Origin of the sequence: Lacrimispora sp., assembly GCF_047605665.1 — a bacterium.
Taxonomy (GTDB): domain Bacteria; phylum Bacillota; class Clostridia; order Lachnospirales; family Lachnospiraceae; genus Lacrimispora.
Window position 1 is genome coordinate 139721 of record NZ_JASGFH010000008.1, and the last position, 17231, is coordinate 156951.

Consider the following 17231-nt stretch of genomic DNA (forward strand, 5'->3'; position numbering starts at 1 on the left):
AAGGCTTTTATGAGCCGGCCAGGATACCTGTTTGCATTATTTTCTCAGCCAGCTTCTCTTTTCTCCCCTGCTTCTGGATTATTTTCAGATTTTATGATATTCTAATTTTATCCATTGGCTTCACTTAAGAGAAAGGATAAAACCGCATGCCCCGCCTGTCCATAAAAAAATTATACGTCTGTCTTTTGCTTTTAAGCTTTTCCATATCTGGCTGCTCACCCCGGCCTTCCGCCATCTTACCGCCGGATACCCCGGACTTGACAGTCTTTACCAGTCAGGAAAAATCCATATACGAACCAATCGTAAAAGAATATCAGGAACGGACCGGATATAAGGTGCATGTGGAGGCAGGAACCTTTCAGGACTTAAAGCATTATATTGAAGAAAACACCCTGGCTGACCGCTATGATGCCGTGTTTGGCATCCATTCCTCTGATCTGGAACATTACAAGGACAGTTGGGAAGCCTATGAAAGCCCTGATGCATCCGCTCTCTTTTCAAATACCTCCCCCTCCCACCGGCTCTGGACAGGCTTTTGCTCCCTCCAGACGGTAATTGTATACAACACCAAGGTTGTCACCTACCGCGAAGTGCCTACAAGCTGGGAAAGTTTGCTGGACCCTTCCTGGAAGGGCAGAATTGCTTTTTTTAATCCCGAAGCCTCAGACATCTATTCCGCCGCTTTGGTCTGCGCTTCCCAGGCTTCCCAAAATCCCGAAGAGTATTTAAACGCTTTTTCCAAAAACTTAAACGCCCCTCTCTACGCCTCTTTGGAGGAAGTCAATCAGGCCATTACCGACGGGCAGTACTCTCTCGGAGTGACTCTGGACACGCTGGCTGAACAGGTGAAATCAGAAGGCGGTGAGATTAATTACATCTATCCAAAAGAGGGGAACTATTCCCAGCTTTACGGCTCTGCCCTGATTTTGGGCTGTAAACATCTGGGCCCGGCAAAGGAATTCATCGATTTCACCGTCAGCAAGGACGTACAAAGCCTTTTATCAAACAAATTAAACCGCCTGCCCATAAGAAAGGGAGTCCACTCCGGTCTGGCTGTCACAGGCACCTATCAGGACTCACAGACATTTGTTTCCCTGCGGGAAGCTGCCATGAACAACTGGCGGTCCCTGATGAAAAATACGGCTGAAGAAGGACGGTGATTGGTTTGTTCAAAAATCCGGTTTATAAGCTCCCATTTAACATACAGATCTTTCTTGGCTGCCTTCTCGTCGCCATGATTCCGCTTTTATTTTCAGGTGTTTTTGTAGTCAAAATTTTTGAAGCCTCCTTAAACCGCCAGTCAGTCACTTCTACAAAAAAACAGTTGGAGGACGCAAGGGACCAGATCGACCAGCTCTTTTCTTCCTGTGAATCCTCCTGCTATGAATTGGCCTGGGACAGCACCACTTACCGGACAATGCTCGATAACAGCAGCATTGACGTTCAAAAAGACTTATACTTATCCCTTTACCAGTCCGTCCAGAAAACATACAGCTCCATCAGTTTCAGCCTTTACGATGCCGGAGGCTTTCTGCGTTTTACCACGGAAAGCAACAACCAGATTTCAGAATACCTGCCCCGCGATTGGGGTATTTTGAAAAAAGCTTCTCAAAGCAGGAACATGGCGTATTACTGGACAGACCCCTACTTAAATAAAATCCCCGGCCTGGTGCTCCAGGCTGCCTGTTCCCTGGAAAACCCTGAGGGAGCCAGAACCGGTTACTTAGTCCTTGACTTCACCCACGATAATTTAAGCCGGATTCTGTACAGCGATTATTCCGACAAGGACACATTTATCATTCTGGATCATTTGGGCAATCCCGTTTACTGCACAAAAAAAGAGTACGGCCCGGATGAAATCAGCCAGATCATCACCCAGGCAAGGAGCGGGACGGACGCGGGAAGATTCTTATACGACAGCATCAGCAGCCCCAAGTACGGATACACCATACTGCTGCAAAAAGGCTCCCAGATCAGCGCCAGCGGAATAAAAACCATGAAGACCGTAAGCATTGCCATCGCACTGTTTTGTCTGTGGCTTTGCCTCATGGTTTCCCTGGCTTTGAGCCGGAGCATTTCCCTTCCGGTCAGCAATCTGGACCGGGCCATGAAAAAGGTCAGGGATGGGGATTTGACCATTCACTTAACCACCAACAGAACCGACGAGCTCGGCCGTCTGATCGAAAGCTTTAACCGGATGACGCGGGATTTAAAGTCAAATCTGGAAACAGCCATCAGGCAGCAAAAAGATTTGAATGAAACCAGCTTAAAGCTGTATCAGACCCAGCTTAATCCCCATTTTCTCTATAACACACTGGACACGATCAAATGGAATGCGAAAATCAATCAAAATCCACAGATTCCGGTGCTGGCGGAAAATCTGGCGCAAATTCTCCGGAGCAGCATTTCTTCCTCCGCCTTTATCACCCTGCGTCAGGAGCTGGAAACCATAAAATCCTATATCGAAATCCAAAAAATCCGGTTTACGGAACGCTTTGTATATGAAGAGGAAATCCCCTACCAACTGGAAGACTGTCTGGTTCCCAAAATGATCCTCCAGCCTCTGGTGGAAAACGCCATCTTACACGGCCTGGAGGACTATTCCCAAGGCTATATCTGCATCTATGGAACGGAAACGGAGCAGGATGAAAAAAAGGTGCTGCTCATCGCTGTGACAGACAACGGAAGAGGCATGAGCCAGGAAATCATTGACTGGATCAACAGCCCGGCCCCGAAGAACCGGACCGGACACCTTGGCCTGTATAATATCATCCAGATTTTAAAGCTTTATTACGGCCAGCAATACGGCTTACACGCGGAGTTAAACCCTGAGGGCGGAACTACCGTAACCCTGATTTTTCCCTTAGAACGGGGATAACTATATCAAAATCAACAGAGAAAGGCCGGTGTTCTATGTATCGTGTTATACTTGTAGAGGATGAGTCTGTGGTGCGCAAAGGCATTGCACTAACGACGGACTGGGCCGCACTTGGCTGTGAGCTGATCGGGGAGGCTGCCAACGGAGAAGAAGGACTGACTCTCTCCCTCCAGCTAAATCCGGACATCGTCATCACTGATGTAAAAATGCCCCGCATGGATGGGGTGGAAATGATAAAAAAGCTGAGGGACACGGGCTCCCTTTCCAAATTTATTATTCTCACCGCCCATGGGGATTTTAAGTATGCCCAAAGCGCCCTCCGTCTGAGGGTGAGCGACTATTTATTGAAGCCCTTAAAGGATGGGGATTTAGAGCAGGCCATTTCCCAGCTCATCCTCTCTCAAAGCCCGCCCTCCTCCAAGGAGCCGCCTCCAGGGTTAAATCCGGAAATTTTTTCCATGGATTTTAACCCAGATTCCTTTAGCAGATACGTGCAGGAAGCCCTTTTGTTCATCTCCCATCACTATATTGAAGATATCAACATCAGCACAATTTCCAGGCATCTGGAAATCAGCGAAGGCTACTTAAGCCGTATTTTCAGAAAAGAAACCGGCTATACCTTCAGCAATTATCTGATTTTCTACCGTATCAAGCTGGCTATGAAGCTGCTGGAAAACTGCCGTGTCAAGGTTTATGAGGTGGCAGATCAGGTTGGTTACTCGGATACCGCATACTTTAGCGTGCAGTTTAAAAAGATTGTGGGGATTTCCCCTTCTGAGTATCAGGACCGCTGCCAATAAAAACAGAGCGTTATCAAACAGCGATTGCCCGCCTGTCTGATAACGCTCTTTCCTTTTACTGCTCTTAAGATTCCACATCCAGAAACTTTTCCATGACCCTGCAAAGCTTCACAGCGTCCTCTTCTTTCTCCATTTCGCAAAAGATTCTGAGAAGAGGTTCTGTTCCCGAAAATCTGGCGCTGATCCAGCCGCCGTTTTCCAGATAAATCTTACAGCCGTCCATATAGCTGACCTGACTGACATCAAAGGGGATTTCAGGCAGTCTTTTCTCTTCCATAAGAAGATGCTCGATCTCTTCCTTTTTTGCCGGAGTAAAACGGTAATCCCTCTCCAGCATGAAAAGCTCCCCATACTCTTTTTTAATTTCCAACCAGATTTCCGATAGCTGCTTTTTTGTCAGGGCAATCATTTCCACCAAAAGTGCGGCAGCATAAATTCCATCCTTGCCGTGAATATGCCCTTTTACCGTCAAACCGCCGGAGGACTCCCCTCCTATTATAGCGCCTGTCTCCTGCATCTTTGCAGAAATATGTTTAAAGCCCACTGGAACCTCATAACACGTTTCTCCAAAACATTCCGCCACATGGTCCAGCATATGTGTGGTGGAAAGATTTCTGACAACCGGTCCCTTCCAGCCCTTGTACTTTAAAAGATAATAGTAAAGCAGAACTAAAATCTTGTTGGGGTGAAGGAAATTTCCTTTATCATCAATGACTCCCAGCCTGTCCGCATCTCCGTCTGTTGCAATTCCAATGTCGCAGAAACGGTCAAGCACATAGTTCTGGAGATTTCTCATGGTGTTTTCCGTAGGCGCAGGCATCTTTCCTCCAAACAGAGTGTCGTGCTGGGCATTGATGGTTTCTATGGTGCATCTGGCCGCGGAAAGGATGGTATTTAAAGCCGTTAAGCTCACTCCATACATGGGGTCAATGGCCACCCGCAAATCCCGTTTCCGTATGGCCTCCATGTCAATCATTTCAATAATCCGGTCCAGATACTCATTTAAGGGGTGAATCTCCTTTACGGTTCCTGCTTCTATGGACTTTAAGTAACTGGAGGGCGGCATTTTTCCCTCTTCGGAGGGGTCTAAAACGTATTCTTCCTCCGCCCGTTCCAGATAACGTTCAATGTCCTTTGTCTGCTCCTCATCCGCATCCCTTCCTCCATAGGTAAACACCTTTATGCCGTTGTAAATGGCCGGATTGTGACTGGCTGTCACCATCATGCCATAATGGAGCTTATGCTTCATCACATAGTACATAATCAATGGGGTCGGTGAACTGCGGTTTACGAACCACACCTGGATTCCTTCCTTTGTGAATACCTCACTGGCCCATATCACCGCTTCTTTGGAGAGAAAACGCCTGTCATATCCGATGACAATGCCTTCTCCTTCTACCCCTTCTGCCTTCATCTTCATGGCCAGGGCCAGAGACAGCTTCTGTATATTTTCTTTCATAAAGCCTTCGCCAATAATCGCTCTCCAGCCGCCTGTTCCAAACTGTATCATAGGATCTCCTTCCCTATTTATTGCCCACGCTTTCTGGGCATCATGGTATACCCGCAGGGTGCTTCTTAAACGACAGATACCCTTCCTTTGCTCACCTTTAAAAATATCAGCAGGGAAATCACCGTACTGATGGTCAGAATGGAAGCCAGAGCCGCCGCCGTACCGTAGCTGTTCCTCACTACTTCCGTATAAATAGCCACAGAAATGGTGCTGGTCTTTCCGCTGTAAAGCATAACGCTGGAAGACAGCTCATTGATACAGGTAATCCAGCTTAAAATCGCACCGGACAGCACACCTGGAGCCATTAATCTGGCCGTCACCTTGAAAAATGTCTTCATGGGAGATACCCCTAAGTTAATGGAAGCTTCCTCCACACTGGGGTCCATCTGGTGAAGAAATGCACTTCCTGAACGCACGGTATAAGGAAGCTTTCTCACCACGTAGGCAATAATCATGATCAGGGAAGTGCCCGTAAGGATGACCGGAGGCTTGTTAAATGCAACGATCAAACTGATACCGAGAACTGCTCCCGGTATAACAAACGGGAACATGATCAAAAGGTCCATCACCTGAGCAAACCAGCCCTTTTGTCTGACAACGATATAGGAAATCAGCATACCGATGATGACAATGAACACAATGGCAATAGAAGAAAAGGTAAAGGTATTGCGGATATTGGTTCCAAGACGGTTAAAAATAGTCATATAGCTTCCAAGGCTGAAGCCCTTTTGAAATCCCGTAAAATCGCTTTTCACAAAGCTGCTGACAATTACCACGATCTGAGGAAGAATGCCGATAAATGTAATGATGCACACAGGCAGGGTGGCAAAAAAACGCTTCCAGCCCTTTAACTGCACTTCCTGAGGCGGCCTCATGGCGGTCATCACATAATTTTTTCTGGACACATAAAACTTCTGCACCAGAAGCACAGTTGTGGAACACAGCACCACAATAACGGACAGGGCACTTGCCAGATGGGCATTTCCTCCCATTTCACTCATGTACTCGTTATAAACCAGAACCGGAAGCACCATGTAGCCCTCTCCAATCAGCATGGGAGTTCCAAAATCTGCAAGGCTGGTCATGAACACCATGATGGCGCCTGCCAATATGGAAGGGATGATGACCGGAATGGTCACTGTCAGCAAACGGCGCATCTTATTGCTTCCCAGGTTTTCCGCTGCCTCCTCCAAGCTGGAATCAATGCTTCCCATGGCTCCGGAGGTATACAGGTAAACGTAGGGAAAAAGCTTAAAGGTAAATACGAGAATAATTCCCAGCCTTCCGTAAATACTCGGCAGCACAATCCCAAGGGAATCTGCAAAAAACCTTGTAACCAGTCCGGAACGGCCAAATAAGGTGATCCAGCTATAAGCGCCGATAAAAGGCGGGCTCATCAAGCTCATGATGATGAAAATATGTATCAATTTCTTTCCCCAGACATTATACCGGGTGAGGATATAAGCCATGGGAATTCCCACAACCATGGTGGTAAATGTGGTGATCACCGACACCTGAAGGCTTCGTCCTAAAGCAGAGTAGTAATATTTCTTTGTAAAAAACCTGATGTAATTGGCCAGCGTGATCCCCGGCTCTTTGCCGGAAAAGAAGCTTCTGGTAATCAGGGTGATAAAAGGATAGATCAAAAATACTGCCATGAACAAAAGCACGGCCACCTTGATCCAAAACCAGAAATCCAGTCTTTTATTCTTTAACACGAAATCACCTCCATGGTCTCTGCGTCATAAACATTTACCGCATCCGGCTTAAAGTTCACATAAACCGTTTCCCCGTCTTTTCTCAGTGTTTCTGAATCCTTGGTATATTCGTTCAACTGTAAAATCTGTCCATTTTCCAGTTCGATTTCGTATTCAATAAAGTCTCCCAAAAAGGTGGAGATGACAACCGTGCCTTTAAGCCCCTTTGATTCGTCAAAGAACAACTGCTCCGGTCTGGCAGAAATAATGCCCTTTCCCTTAAAAGACTTATTCAGGCCGACAGAAACTGTGTAATCCGCGCCTATAGTCAGAGCCGCCTGATTACCGCTTTCCCCTTCCACCTGACAATCAATAAAATTGGAAACTCCGATAAAGCCTGCCACAAAGGTGTTTTCCGGTTTCTTGTAAATCTGTTCGGGAGTTCCCACCTGCATGACATTTCCGTCTTTCATGACTGCAATCCTGTCGGAAATCGCCAGCGCCTCTTCCTGGTCATGGGTTACATAAATGGTGGTGATCCCCAGCCTGCGCTGAAGCTTTTTAATTACCGTCCTCATTTGCACACGGAGCTTTGCATCCAGGTTGGAAAGAGGCTCATCCATCAAAAGGACACTGGGTTCAATGACAAAGGCCCTCGCCAAAGCGACACGCTGCTGCTGGCCTCCTGAAAGCTCATTGGGCTTTCTGTTCTTCAGCTTTTTGATCTGCACCAGGTCCAGGGCTTCATCCACCCGCCGTTCAATTTCAGCCTTGGGAACCTTTTTTGCTTTCAGTCCGTATGCTACGTTTTCTTCTACGGTTAAGTGCGGGAAAATGGCATAATTCTGAAATACCATGCCAATCCCTCTTTTGTGGGCTTCCACATGGTTTAAAAGCTTGTCATCAAAATAGATTTCTCCCCCATCCACGCTGTTAAAACCGGCAATCATGCGAAGCAGGGTTGTCTTTCCGCATCCCGACGGTCCAAGGAGAGTAAAAAATTCCCCTGGGTTCATTTCCAAGTCCACCCCGTTTAGCGCAACGAAGTCACCGTACTTTTTTACTGCTTTTTTAACTAAAACCTGATGGCTCATATCCTTACTCCCTTCCTTTTTCAAAAGGCAGAAACTGTTTCCAGTCCCCGCCTTTTGCATGATGATTAATTTTCCACCATAATATCATTGAATTTTTCTATAATCTCTTCCTTGCTGTTTGCTGCCCAGTCAAAATCGTAATCAACTAAGATCAGGTCGCTTAACTTAGCCATACCTTCTCCTACTTCCATATCATTTCTTACAGGACGGCGTCCCCAGCTCTGGCTCTGCTCGGCCTGGCATTCCTTGGAAAGAACGAAGTCGATAAACAGTTTTGCATTTTCCTCATTGGGGCAGCCTTTGATCAAAGCAACTCCATCGGGAACGGCTGAAGTTCCATCCTTAGGATAGACAAATCCAACCTTATCATCACCTGCATACTTAACAGCAGACTTTTCAATGGTAATACCAACATGGAATTCTCCGTCTGCTACCATCTTGTGGCATTTGCTGGAGGAGTCCACGATTTTGCCATCGAGATTTTCATACAGCTTCTGTATGAAGTTCCATCCCTCTTCCTTGCCGCCATGTGCAAGCATCATGGTGCAAAGCTGGGTATAAGCGGAACCGGACTTAGAAGGCAGACAGTAAGCGATTTTACCTTTCCATTCCGGGCTGATCAAGTCTTCCCATGTCTCTGGAATGGTAAGGCCGTCTTTTTCGATCAGTTCTTTGTTATAAAAGATTACCATTGGAAGGGGGCTTTCTCCGATCCACAGTCCGTCGGGATCTTTATAAGCTGCGTCAATGAAGCTGTCGTTGACCTCTGATACGTAAGGAGTGAAGTACTCTTTAAATGCTGCCAGAGAATCCGCTCCGCCTCCCCATAAAACATCTGCAATAGGGTTAGCTGATTCTGCCGCGATTCGGTTGGTCAGCTCTCCTGTTCCTGCTGCAACCACTTCAACCTTTACATTTGGATATTTTTCCATAAACTGGTTCACACCTGCGTTTAAGGGGTCTGCATCGTGAGGGGAATAAACGACTACGCTTCCGCTGTAATCCTCAGGTTTCTTCTCTCCTGCCGCTTCCGTCTGGGCCTGTGTCTCCGCAGCACTTGAAGCTGCACTTGGGGCCGCTGTTTCTGCCGGTTTGCTTGTGCCGCCGCATGCAGCCAAGCTTAAGATCATCAATGCCGCCAGTGAACTGCCAATTACTTTTTTCATAAATATCGCTCCTTTTTTCTGGTTTTATAAATCAATTATACGTTTTACATCCTGCATTTTCCATGTAATTTGCTTACATTTTATTTGTTATTATGACATAACGTATATTTTTTTGACATTTCAATCAAGTTAATTATGCATATTAACAGATTTTATATTTTCCACATCAATTCATCTTGGGATATATGAGAGTTTTATAGAGATTCCGGAAATGAAACTGGGCAATATAGAATAAATAACTATAAAAAACTGCCAGCCCAATCAGCAGGCCGGCAGTCTGAAATTTTTGATATGAAGCTTTTCGCAGTTAATCCAGCAGGGTTTTCCACCCATGGTCACCATACGCCTGAAAACACATATGGATTTGTTCTGCATTATTTTTTTCGGTGGCAAGCAGAGGCAGTTCATCCAGTGAAAAATACCGGCTGTCCGTTGTCTCTAAATTTTCCGCGAAGGAACCTCCAAGGACAGAGCACTGCACAAATATCTTGCAGACCTTATGGGCATAGACCGGCAAATTGTGTTTTTCCCTGTCCTGCACAGCAATGACCTTATCAACCCGGACATCCAGACCGGCTTCCTCTTTCACTTCTTTTATGATGTTTTCTTTCACCGATAAATCCACATCAACCCAGCCTCCGGGCAGGGACCACGTCCCGTTGTTTTCTTTTACCAGAAGAATCCTGCCATCCCTGAAAATAGCGGCTCTGGAATCGATCTTAGGCGTCTGGTATCCGGTTTCATTGCAGAATAAATCCTTCACTTTTTCAACAGGCACCTCTGAATAAGCGCTGATCATCTCCGCAGAAATCTCCCGGATTCTTTCATACCTTTCCTTATCATAGCAATCCCTCACATAACATAATCCATTCTGTGCGATTGCCTGCAGTTCCACTGCCAAATCAAGCCACTTTTTATCAGACATTGCACTCCCCTCGCCCTTTCCTCCTGATGGTCAGAGAAGCAGGACTTCAACCTCACTGCCCTTTTCAAGCCTCCCGCTGTCTGCCGGTATGTCAATCAGGCAGTTGCATCCTGACATGGAGGCCAGCATACCGGAGGAATGCTTACCGGAAGGAGGTATGATCACCTTCCCCTCTTTCACTTTTCCCCTGATAAATCTCCTGCTCTTGCTTCCCTTTGTAAACGTTTCATCCAGTATAGCCCTTATCCTGTTTATATACAAGCCTTCATCCCGTCCTGCCTTCGCAAGAAAAGGCCTTACCAGCAATTCAAAGGTAGTGGCTGCCGCAAAAGGGTTGCCGGATAAATGAAACATAGGCGTCCCTTCATATATAGAAAACATGGCCGGAGTGCCGGGCTTTACATTCACCTTCCAGAAAATCCGTTTCGCCCCAAGTGCAGGCAGCACTTCATGAAATATGTCCTTATCCCCTGCTGACACGCCTCCGGTGGTAATCACCAAATCTGCCGTTTTACAGCTCTCCCTTATGGCTTTTACAACCTCCTCCGTCCGGTCAGGCAGAGGCTTTGCTGTCACCGGCCTGATGCCAAACTCACAAAGCCTTGCGTACAGAAGGAATAAGTTGGAATCATATATTTTCCCCGGCCTCAATTCTGTTCCGGGCAGAATCAGTTCATCTCCTGTAGAAAAAAGGGCCACCCTTAACGTGTGATACACCCTCACTTCTTCCATTCCCAAAGAGGATAATATCCCCTGTTCCACATAAGTCAGCTTCATTCCCTTGTGAAGCACAGGTGTCCCCTTTGCCACATCTTCTCCCTGAAAGCAAAAGTTCTGATTATGAGCCAGTTCCCTGTCTACCTGTATCACATCCCTTTCCCTGCAAGTTCCATCTTCCACATCCTCCAGCCTGATCACACAGTCAGCTCCCTCCGGTATGGCGGCTCCCGTCATAATGCGGACGCCCTCTCCCTGCCCTACCTTCTGACTGCACCAGTCCCCCGCATAAACGGTATCAATGATTCTGACCGGCCTGGGATTTTCTTTGGAGACCCCCAGCAAATCCTCTGACCGGAGAGCAAACCCATCCAGAGGAGACCGGTGAAAGGGAGGAATGTCAAAAGGAGCATACACATCCTCAGCCAGTATTCTCCCGTTTGCCTCCATAGCGGGAACCAGTTCTGTCCGCTCCAGCTCTGCCAGGCTGTCCAATATCAGAGTGACCGCCTCTTCCAGCTCAATCCCTGTCCGTTCTGTGGTCATATTTTCATTCCTCCCCTTTTCAATAAAAACTGCCTTCTCTTTTCACAGAAAAGGCAGAAAAAACAAAAATCCCATTTAATCGGCAAAGTCATCCTCGTGAGCCAGCGCCTTTGCGTACTTCGGCGACAGAGACTGGGTAGAAAACAGAAAATCAGAATTCCGGTTATTGGTAAAACGCTGAATATCCCCGTTTTCCTCCCTGCCGGATAAAACCTGATAAGCCCGTTCAATCTGAGGTTTGGTGGCATAGTAAGGATGCCGTTCAAAATAAGACAGAGGTGTAGGCGCAGGATAGGTCTTGCTGTTAAAACGCACCATATGAACCATGGTAGCCGCCAGATCCTTATCCTCCACCAGAGCCGCGATCATGGCATAATTGTCGCTCATGTTCTGCTGGGAGTAATAATACCGGTCCTTTTTCCCTTCCTTACATGCAATATCCTTACAATTCTCATCTTCTCTGATTTCTTCAAGAAGCCGGTCCGCCTCTTCAATCTCTTCCTTTAAAGAAGAATATCCGGTCAGACTTCCGGCTCCCGAACGGATGCGGATATAATCTGCCAGCCTCCCGGCCTCCGTCATCTCTTCTCCCTCTTCCTCCGGCTCCTGATCGTTTGATTCTGCAAACTCAGCAAACTCATCCTCTGCCTCAGGCAGGGAGGTCAGATATTCCAGCAAATCCGGCTTATCTGATTCCTCACCTGCAGCCTTGGCAATTTCTTCAATCTTTACAAAACCCGGTTTCTTTCTTCCAAACAGCATACGAAAACCTCTTTCATTCAATCAATTCCTGAAGCAAAAACCACGTTTTATGCCGGAAGGATTCCTCTGGCAGCCAGATCATCAGCCATATCTCCCAAACCGAATTTTTCAAGAGTGGCTCTCGTCGGTATGCCGGTCTTAATATCCCAGCCCATTTCCTCATAGAAATAGTCCTTTGCAAGCTCCATATCGGCACGGTCCATCTTATAGGTTCCCTCTTCAAAAGCTGCAAAATCCGGGTCCTGTTCAAACACCCATTCAGGAATGGCATCATGGGTATCCCGTAAATTGGTATCTCCGAAATGAATGTTAAAGGAAATCGCCGTCATAACACGAAGCATCTGGGAAATGCGCTCTGATGCGAATTCAAGGCTTTCTCTCGTATAGTTCACACCAGTAACCGCTGCCATGAAATCCGCTTCCAGATTCAAGTCACCCGCATAATTTCTATCCTTGGAGGGAGACTGGGTCATAGGCCACATCCAGTTGCACAAGGTGGCGCTGTCATGGAACTGTTTCCCGTTAAACGCCCATTTTGCCAGCTTTGCCTTATTGCGGTTCATAGGCTTGTAAGCCTTTTTATTGTCATAACATCCCTCTCCGAAAAAGCCTTCCATAGTGGCCTTGGTCACTTCGTAAGGAGCGCCGGAGTTCTCCACGTTGGTCAGATGGTGGATCATACAGTCGCGGTTATACATCAGGTTAAATAACATACCGATCTGTCCGGAATCCTCGTTGGCATGGTGCTTTGGATATCCGTTATAGGTGATGTTGGTGTTATTGGAATTGATGGCATCAAAAAATTCTTTTCCTAAGTTCCATTTTTCCACCATGGCAAGGGTTCCCTCGCCTATTGTGGCGAGCTCCCCTTCCTTATAGGAAATGCGGCGTATGATCTCCACTGCCCAGCGGGGATCTCCGCTCTTCTCCCACTCCCATGGAAGGCTGTCGTACTCTGCCTGGGGAAGCACTTCCTTGATCTTTCCGGATACGCATAACCAGTTAAAGTCCCTTTGAAGGTTGGCATAATTACACCACAGTCCCATATCATCCTGGGCGCGGGAAGAAGCTCCGCTGAGCACCAGGTTGGCGTCGCCTTCATATTCAAAATCCTTTACCCCGCTTGGATAGAACATCTTTCCATAAAGAACGGGGACACAGGTATTGGACACGTAAACAGGCAAATCATAATCTGCCAGAGGGTCCATCTCATACTGGGTGTAGCAGCGGATTGGACATGCGCTGCAGCCTCCCTGCTTTATTATGTAATTTGATGCCACTTCGCCGTGATCGAATACGCCCTTTAAGGTGCGGTATGCAATCCGGTTCACATCGCCGCATGGCTGCTCTCCCATGTCAATGGGGCCGCCCTCTGCTTTTTCCCATCTGCGTCCGGGAGCGCCTGACCAGCGGTTCTTTCCGCCTACGGCAGAATACTCCGCCCAGCTTTGGGGAACTGCAGGAACGTTGTGGTTATTGTTGGCACCGATTAAATCCTTTAACATGTATTCATTCAGCTCTTTTACCCTGTTAATGTCGGCAACCTTTACAGAACCCGTACCCCGGACCACAATGCCTTTCAGCTTCTTGCTTCCCATGACGGAGCCCACACCGCCCCCGCCAGAGTTTCCAAAGGAGGTGTTTAAGGTGGAATAATTGACCAGGTTCTCGCCAGCCGGTCCGATGACCGCTGTCTCAAATTCCCTGCCGTTTTCCTCTGTTAAAATCCGGTTGGCATCAAAAGTGCCTTTTCCCCAAATATGGGAGGCATTCTCTATGGTCACTTTATCATCATCGATTTTAATGTATACCGGGGTGGAGGACTTTCCTTCCACGATGATGGCATCGTATCCCGCATATTTGATTCTCGGTCCAATATGTCCTCCCATATGGGCATCAATAATGGAATTTCCCTTTGACCATGAGGATAAAAGAGAAATGTTCATTCTTCCGGAACATGGTACGCTGGAACCGGTCAAGGGGCCTACTCCCATAACAATTTTAGATGCCTCATCATGTGGATGCGTGGTTAAGGGAACCTCCTCATATATGATCCGGTATCCCATACCCATACCGCCGATGTATTCCTGATATTTTGTTGAGTCTTCAATTGAAATATTTCCTGTGGTCAAGTTGACACGAAGAATATTCCCAGCCCATCCGTATGTCGCCATAATATACAGTCCCTCCTTATGCTATCGCCTGAGCTGCCGCAGTCACTTCATCCCAGGGGATAATAGCCAGAGCAGTGCTGGGACATCCAGCCGCACAGGCTCCGCATGCAATGCATTTGCTCGATTTATTTGTCTCCGGGTTCACAGTGGGCATATGCCATGGACAGGCTTCCACACAGGCTCCGCATCCGATACATTTTTCTTCATCCACTATCCTTGTTCCCAAACTATTGGTGCCGATGGCTTTTACAGGACATGCGTTTCCGCAGGCAGGGTCCTTACACTGGCGGCAGGTGTCCGGATAATATGTAAAATTGCCGTTGTACATTCCTTCTTCTCCGTGAATGTGCAGATTGCGGCTCACCTTTACCCTTGATATGTAGGTGGATACCTCTTGATCATTTGTCAAGGTACAGTTGATCTCGCACCGCTCGCATCCGGTGCACTTTGCGGTATTTACCACCAGCAGCCCCTGGGGAAGTGCCCAGGTAGATACCTGATCACTTTCTACCTCCTGCTGGGAGCAGCCAAACAGGGAAAGCATTGTTGCAGAAACTGTCAGTCCTGCCAGACTTTTTCCGGAAATTTTCAAGAATTGCCTCCTTGTCATTTCTTTGTCAAAAAACCCCTTCTTTACGTCATCAGACATAAAACCCTCCAATCCGGTAATTATATATATTTTACCCTCATATTGCAGTAAAACCCGATACTTTGCAATATTTTTGATAGTTTTATTGTATAATTTTATAGACAGTTAGTCAATATTTACCCGTTATTATTTTAACATTTTATCGGTAAATAACGAAAAATTCATTGATTTTGAAATTTATCTAAGGTATAATGAAACTAAGAAACCAATTCTATTTTTGAGAAATGAGGTAATTATTATGTTTGGAAGATTAGGTCCCTTTGAATTAATTCTGATTCTCTGCATCGCTTTGATCGTATTTGGTCCAAGCAAGCTCCCCCAGGTAGGCCGTTCCTTAGGCCAGGCCATCCAGGAATTCAAAAAAGGAACTGCTGATGTGAAGAAGGAAATAAACAGCCTGACAGAGGATACCCCGGAAAACGAGAAAAACGCTTAAGGTGGAAGATATGGATTCAGCAAAAAAGACCGACACCCTGGTAACACACCTGGCTGCCCTGAGAAAAAGACTGATCATCATACTGGTCGTTAATATCGGTGCAGCCATGATCTGCTATCAATTTATGGGAACTCTGATCCAATACATACTAAATTTGAATCCAGGAATGAAGCTCGTATATTTAACGCCTTCAGAACCCTTTATGGCATACCTGGAACTGGCCCTGACCTGCGCCATTGTCTTATGCTTTCCCATAACGGTTCTGCAAATCTGGCTGTTTGTATCTCCGGGACTTTATAAGAGAGAGCAGATTTACGTTCTCCTGTCCCTGTTTTTCGGATTCTTTTTCTTTATCTCCGGAGTAATATTCGGTTATTTTGTAGCCCTTCCCATTACCCTGGACTTTTTTATGAGGATTACCGTAGAGTCAGTGACCTCTGCCGTATCGATCAAAAACTTCGTTTCTTTTTGCAATGCCACACTGCTGAGCTTTGGCGCCGTCTTTGAGCTGCCTGTTCTCGTTTTCCTTTTGTCCCTGCTGGGCATTTTAAAGCCTGCTTTTATGAAGAAAAGCCACGGTGTGCTGATTCTGATCATCTTTATCATTGCAGCAATCATCACCCCTCCCGATGTGGTATCCCAGGTACTGCTGGCCATTCCCATGGTAATCCTGCTGGAACTAAGTATGGGAATCTGCATCCTGGTTCACAAGTACAGAGAGAAAAGAGAATTGCTGGAACAAAGCAATGCCTGATCCGTGAATTCATTACAACATAAAGAGGCCTTGGGCCCCGGCTGAATCAGCCGCGGGCCCAAGGCCTCTTTTACACTTCTGGTTTCACAGATTATTTTAATACCTCTTCCTTTAAGAAGAAATATCCGTTGTTGATGGTTGCTGCAACTGCTTTAGAGGAAATGGTAGCGCCGGATACGGCATCCACATCCGTCACAGTGACAGGCTCTCCTGCCGGTTCTTCCACTTTCCTTACTGCCAGCCCTGCTTCTTCCAGCTTCAGCGCTGCCTGCTCTTCCGCAGACAGATCAGAAAACGGCTCCGTCAGCTTTTCCCCTTCTATGGAACTTGCCAGCAGACCGGCATCATATAAGGCGTGCCTGGACTTTCCTTCCGCGGACAGATCAGCAACAGGAGTCTCCAGCTTCTCCCCTTCATAAGAGCTCTTTAAAAGGCCGGCCTCATATAAGGCATGCATGGCCTTTCCTTCTACAGGCAGATCAGCAACAGGAGTCTCCAGCCTCTCCCCTTCATAGGAGCTTTTCAAAAGACCTGTCTCATACAAAATGCGCATGGCCTTTGCCTCCGGTGAAGTGTCCTCAGGATTCCACTGTGCCGGATTATAGTTTTTATCAGCCAGGGCCGCTGCCCGCCCTTCTCCTGCAGTTCCTGCTGTACCCCCGACCGGGGATAGAACCGCTAAATCAGCCACTTTTACAGGTGCCGCAACATTCTGAAACTGACTTAAAAATCCGTTTTCCGTCGCCTTGGTTCCAATGCCTGCTGTCTCTCCATGTGATGTGACAGCCAGATTTAAAATATGTTCTCCCGTCTCATTAAAGACAACGGCAGTTTCAATATCACCCGCAAACCCTTTTGCAGTTCCGTATACCACATAACTTCCGTCAGCCAGTGTATGTAATTCTCTTACCTGATACCGGTCCCCGTTCAATCCGGAGATATCTGCCACTATGCCGCTAAAAGCCGCTGCTGCCTGCTTTCTCACTGTCTCCGCAGTAAAAATCGTTCCCAGGGACAGTATGCACATCACCCCTGCGCCAATGACCTGATCATATCTTTTTTTCCGCATACCCTCATCTCCTACACATGTTAGACATCAAACCCCTTATATTAAAATGATATC

General features: G+C 46.9%; 15 protein-coding genes. 5 read left to right on the plus strand and 10 right to left on the minus strand.

Annotated features, from left to right (window positions below; genetic code table 11):
• Positions 1 to 146: 146 nt before the first annotated feature.
• The 3 genes from QM657_RS08680 to QM657_RS08690 are packed head-to-tail and all read left to right on the plus strand — an operon-like array spanning position 147 to position 3678.
• Positions 147 to 1160 carry an extracellular solute-binding protein gene (locus tag QM657_RS08680; RefSeq protein ID WP_415066223.1) on the plus strand — a complete coding sequence of 338 codons (1014 nt, stop codon included), beginning with the start codon at positions 147 to 149 and terminating at the stop codon, positions 1158 to 1160.
• Positions 1157 to 2878: a sensor histidine kinase gene (locus tag QM657_RS08685; RefSeq protein WP_415066224.1), complete on the plus strand. Its 1722-nt coding sequence runs from the start codon at positions 1157 to 1159 to the stop codon at positions 2876 to 2878. Before QM657_RS08680 ends, QM657_RS08685 begins: the two co-directional genes overlap by 4 nt.
• 35 nt (positions 2879 to 2913) lie before the next feature.
• On the plus strand, positions 2914 to 3678 hold the full coding sequence (locus QM657_RS08690; protein WP_415066225.1) for a response regulator: 765 nt from the start codon (positions 2914 to 2916) through the stop codon (positions 3676 to 3678).
• 64 nt (positions 3679 to 3742) lie between these two features.
• Here the strand turns inward: QM657_RS08690 and QM657_RS08695 are convergent, their stop codons facing one another.
• The 9 genes from QM657_RS08695 to QM657_RS08735 all read right to left on the minus strand — a co-directional run bounded on the left by QM657_RS08695 (position 3743) and on the right by QM657_RS08735 (position 14918).
• On the minus strand, positions 3743 to 5188 hold the full coding sequence (locus tag QM657_RS08695) for a phosphoglucomutase/phosphomannomutase family protein (RefSeq protein ID WP_415066226.1): 1446 nt from the start codon (positions 5186 to 5188) through the stop codon (positions 3743 to 3745).
• Positions 5189 to 5253: 65 nt separating this feature from the next.
• Positions 5254 to 6906 carry an ABC transporter permease gene (locus tag QM657_RS08700; protein ID WP_415066227.1) on the minus strand — a complete coding sequence of 551 codons (1653 nt, stop codon included), beginning with the start codon at positions 6904 to 6906 and terminating at the stop codon, positions 5254 to 5256.
• On the minus strand, positions 6900 to 7979 hold the full coding sequence (locus QM657_RS08705) for an ABC transporter ATP-binding protein (protein WP_415066262.1): 1080 nt from the start codon (positions 7977 to 7979) through the stop codon (positions 6900 to 6902). Before QM657_RS08705 ends, QM657_RS08700 begins: the two co-directional genes overlap by 7 nt.
• A gap of 65 nt (positions 7980 to 8044) precedes the next feature.
• A complete protein-coding gene (locus QM657_RS08710) occupies positions 8045 to 9145 on the minus strand; it encodes an ABC transporter substrate-binding protein (RefSeq protein ID WP_415066229.1) in 1101 nt (366 codons plus the stop codon).
• A gap of 307 nt (positions 9146 to 9452) precedes the next feature.
• Entirely contained in the window at positions 9453 to 10070 is a 618-nt protein-coding gene (locus QM657_RS08715; RefSeq protein ID WP_415066230.1) for an NUDIX hydrolase N-terminal domain-containing protein, read from the minus strand.
• A 30-nt stretch (positions 10071 to 10100) separates the two neighbouring features.
• Positions 10101 to 11333, minus strand: coding sequence for a gephyrin-like molybdotransferase Glp (glp, locus tag QM657_RS08720; RefSeq protein WP_415066231.1), 1233 nt, complete (start codon positions 11331 to 11333; stop codon positions 10101 to 10103).
• Between the two features lie 75 nt (positions 11334 to 11408).
• On the minus strand, positions 11409 to 12095 hold the full coding sequence (locus QM657_RS08725) for a hypothetical protein (RefSeq protein ID WP_415066233.1): 687 nt from the start codon (positions 12093 to 12095) through the stop codon (positions 11409 to 11411).
• Between the two features lie 47 nt (positions 12096 to 12142).
• Entirely contained in the window at positions 12143 to 14269 is a 2127-nt protein-coding gene (locus QM657_RS08730) for an aldehyde ferredoxin oxidoreductase (RefSeq protein ID WP_415066234.1), read from the minus strand.
• 16 nt (positions 14270 to 14285) lie between these two features.
• On the minus strand, positions 14286 to 14918 hold the full coding sequence (locus tag QM657_RS08735; RefSeq protein WP_415066236.1) for a ferredoxin-like protein: 633 nt from the start codon (positions 14916 to 14918) through the stop codon (positions 14286 to 14288).
• A gap of 238 nt (positions 14919 to 15156) precedes the next feature.
• Between QM657_RS08735 and QM657_RS08740 the strand changes: the two genes are divergently transcribed.
• Together QM657_RS08740 and tatC are read left to right on the plus strand one after the other, a co-directional pair.
• Positions 15157 to 15354 (plus strand): twin-arginine translocase TatA/TatE family subunit, encoded by a 198-nt coding sequence (locus QM657_RS08740; protein ID WP_333650624.1) that lies wholly within the window; start codon positions 15157 to 15159, stop codon positions 15352 to 15354.
• A gap of 10 nt (positions 15355 to 15364) precedes the next feature.
• On the plus strand, positions 15365 to 16108 hold the full coding sequence (gene tatC, locus QM657_RS08745; protein ID WP_415066238.1) for a twin-arginine translocase subunit TatC: 744 nt from the start codon (positions 15365 to 15367) through the stop codon (positions 16106 to 16108).
• Between the two features lie 91 nt (positions 16109 to 16199).
• Here the strand turns inward: tatC and QM657_RS08750 are convergent, their stop codons facing one another.
• Complete coding sequence (locus tag QM657_RS08750) at positions 16200 to 17177, minus strand: FMN-binding protein (protein WP_415066239.1); 978 nt, start codon at positions 17175 to 17177, stop codon at positions 16200 to 16202.
• Between the last annotated feature and the right edge of the window lie 54 nt (positions 17178 to 17231).

What these genes read in the sequence shown, in the direction of transcription:
- QM657_RS08680 (WP_415066223.1), top strand. Translation starts at nt 147, where the DNA reads ATGCCCCGCCTGTCCATAAAAAAATTATACGTCTGTCTTTTGCTTTTA.
- QM657_RS08690 (WP_415066225.1), top strand. Translation starts at nt 2,914, where the DNA reads ATGTATCGTGTTATACTTGTAGAGGATGAGTCTGTGGTGCGCAAAGGC.
- QM657_RS08695 (WP_415066226.1), bottom strand. Translation starts at nt 5,188, where the DNA reads ATGATACAGTTTGGAACAGGCGGCTGGAGAGCGATTATTGGCGAAGGC.
- QM657_RS08705 (WP_415066262.1), bottom strand. Translation starts at nt 7,979, where the DNA reads ATGAGCCATCAGGTTTTAGTTAAAAAAGCAGTAAAAAAGTACGGTGAC.
- QM657_RS08710 (WP_415066229.1), bottom strand. Translation starts at nt 9,145, where the DNA reads ATGAAAAAAGTAATTGGCAGTTCACTGGCGGCATTGATGATCTTAAGC.
- QM657_RS08715 (WP_415066230.1), bottom strand. Translation starts at nt 10,070, where the DNA reads ATGTCTGATAAAAAGTGGCTTGATTTGGCAGTGGAACTGCAGGCAATC.
- glp (WP_415066231.1), bottom strand. Translation starts at nt 11,333, where the DNA reads ATGACCACAGAACGGACAGGGATTGAGCTGGAAGAGGCGGTCACTCTG.
- QM657_RS08725 (WP_415066233.1), bottom strand. Translation starts at nt 12,095, where the DNA reads ATGCTGTTTGGAAGAAAGAAACCGGGTTTTGTAAAGATTGAAGAAATT.
- QM657_RS08730 (WP_415066234.1), bottom strand. Translation starts at nt 14,269, where the DNA reads ATGGCGACATACGGATGGGCTGGGAATATTCTTCGTGTCAACTTGACC.
- QM657_RS08735 (WP_415066236.1), bottom strand. Translation starts at nt 14,918, where the DNA reads ATGTCTGATGACGTAAAGAAGGGGTTTTTTGACAAAGAAATGACAAGG.
- QM657_RS08740 (WP_333650624.1), top strand. Translation starts at nt 15,157, where the DNA reads ATGTTTGGAAGATTAGGTCCCTTTGAATTAATTCTGATTCTCTGCATC.
- tatC (WP_415066238.1), top strand. Translation starts at nt 15,365, where the DNA reads ATGGATTCAGCAAAAAAGACCGACACCCTGGTAACACACCTGGCTGCC.
- QM657_RS08750 (WP_415066239.1), bottom strand. Translation starts at nt 17,177, where the DNA reads ATGCGGAAAAAAAGATATGATCAGGTCATTGGCGCAGGGGTGATGTGC.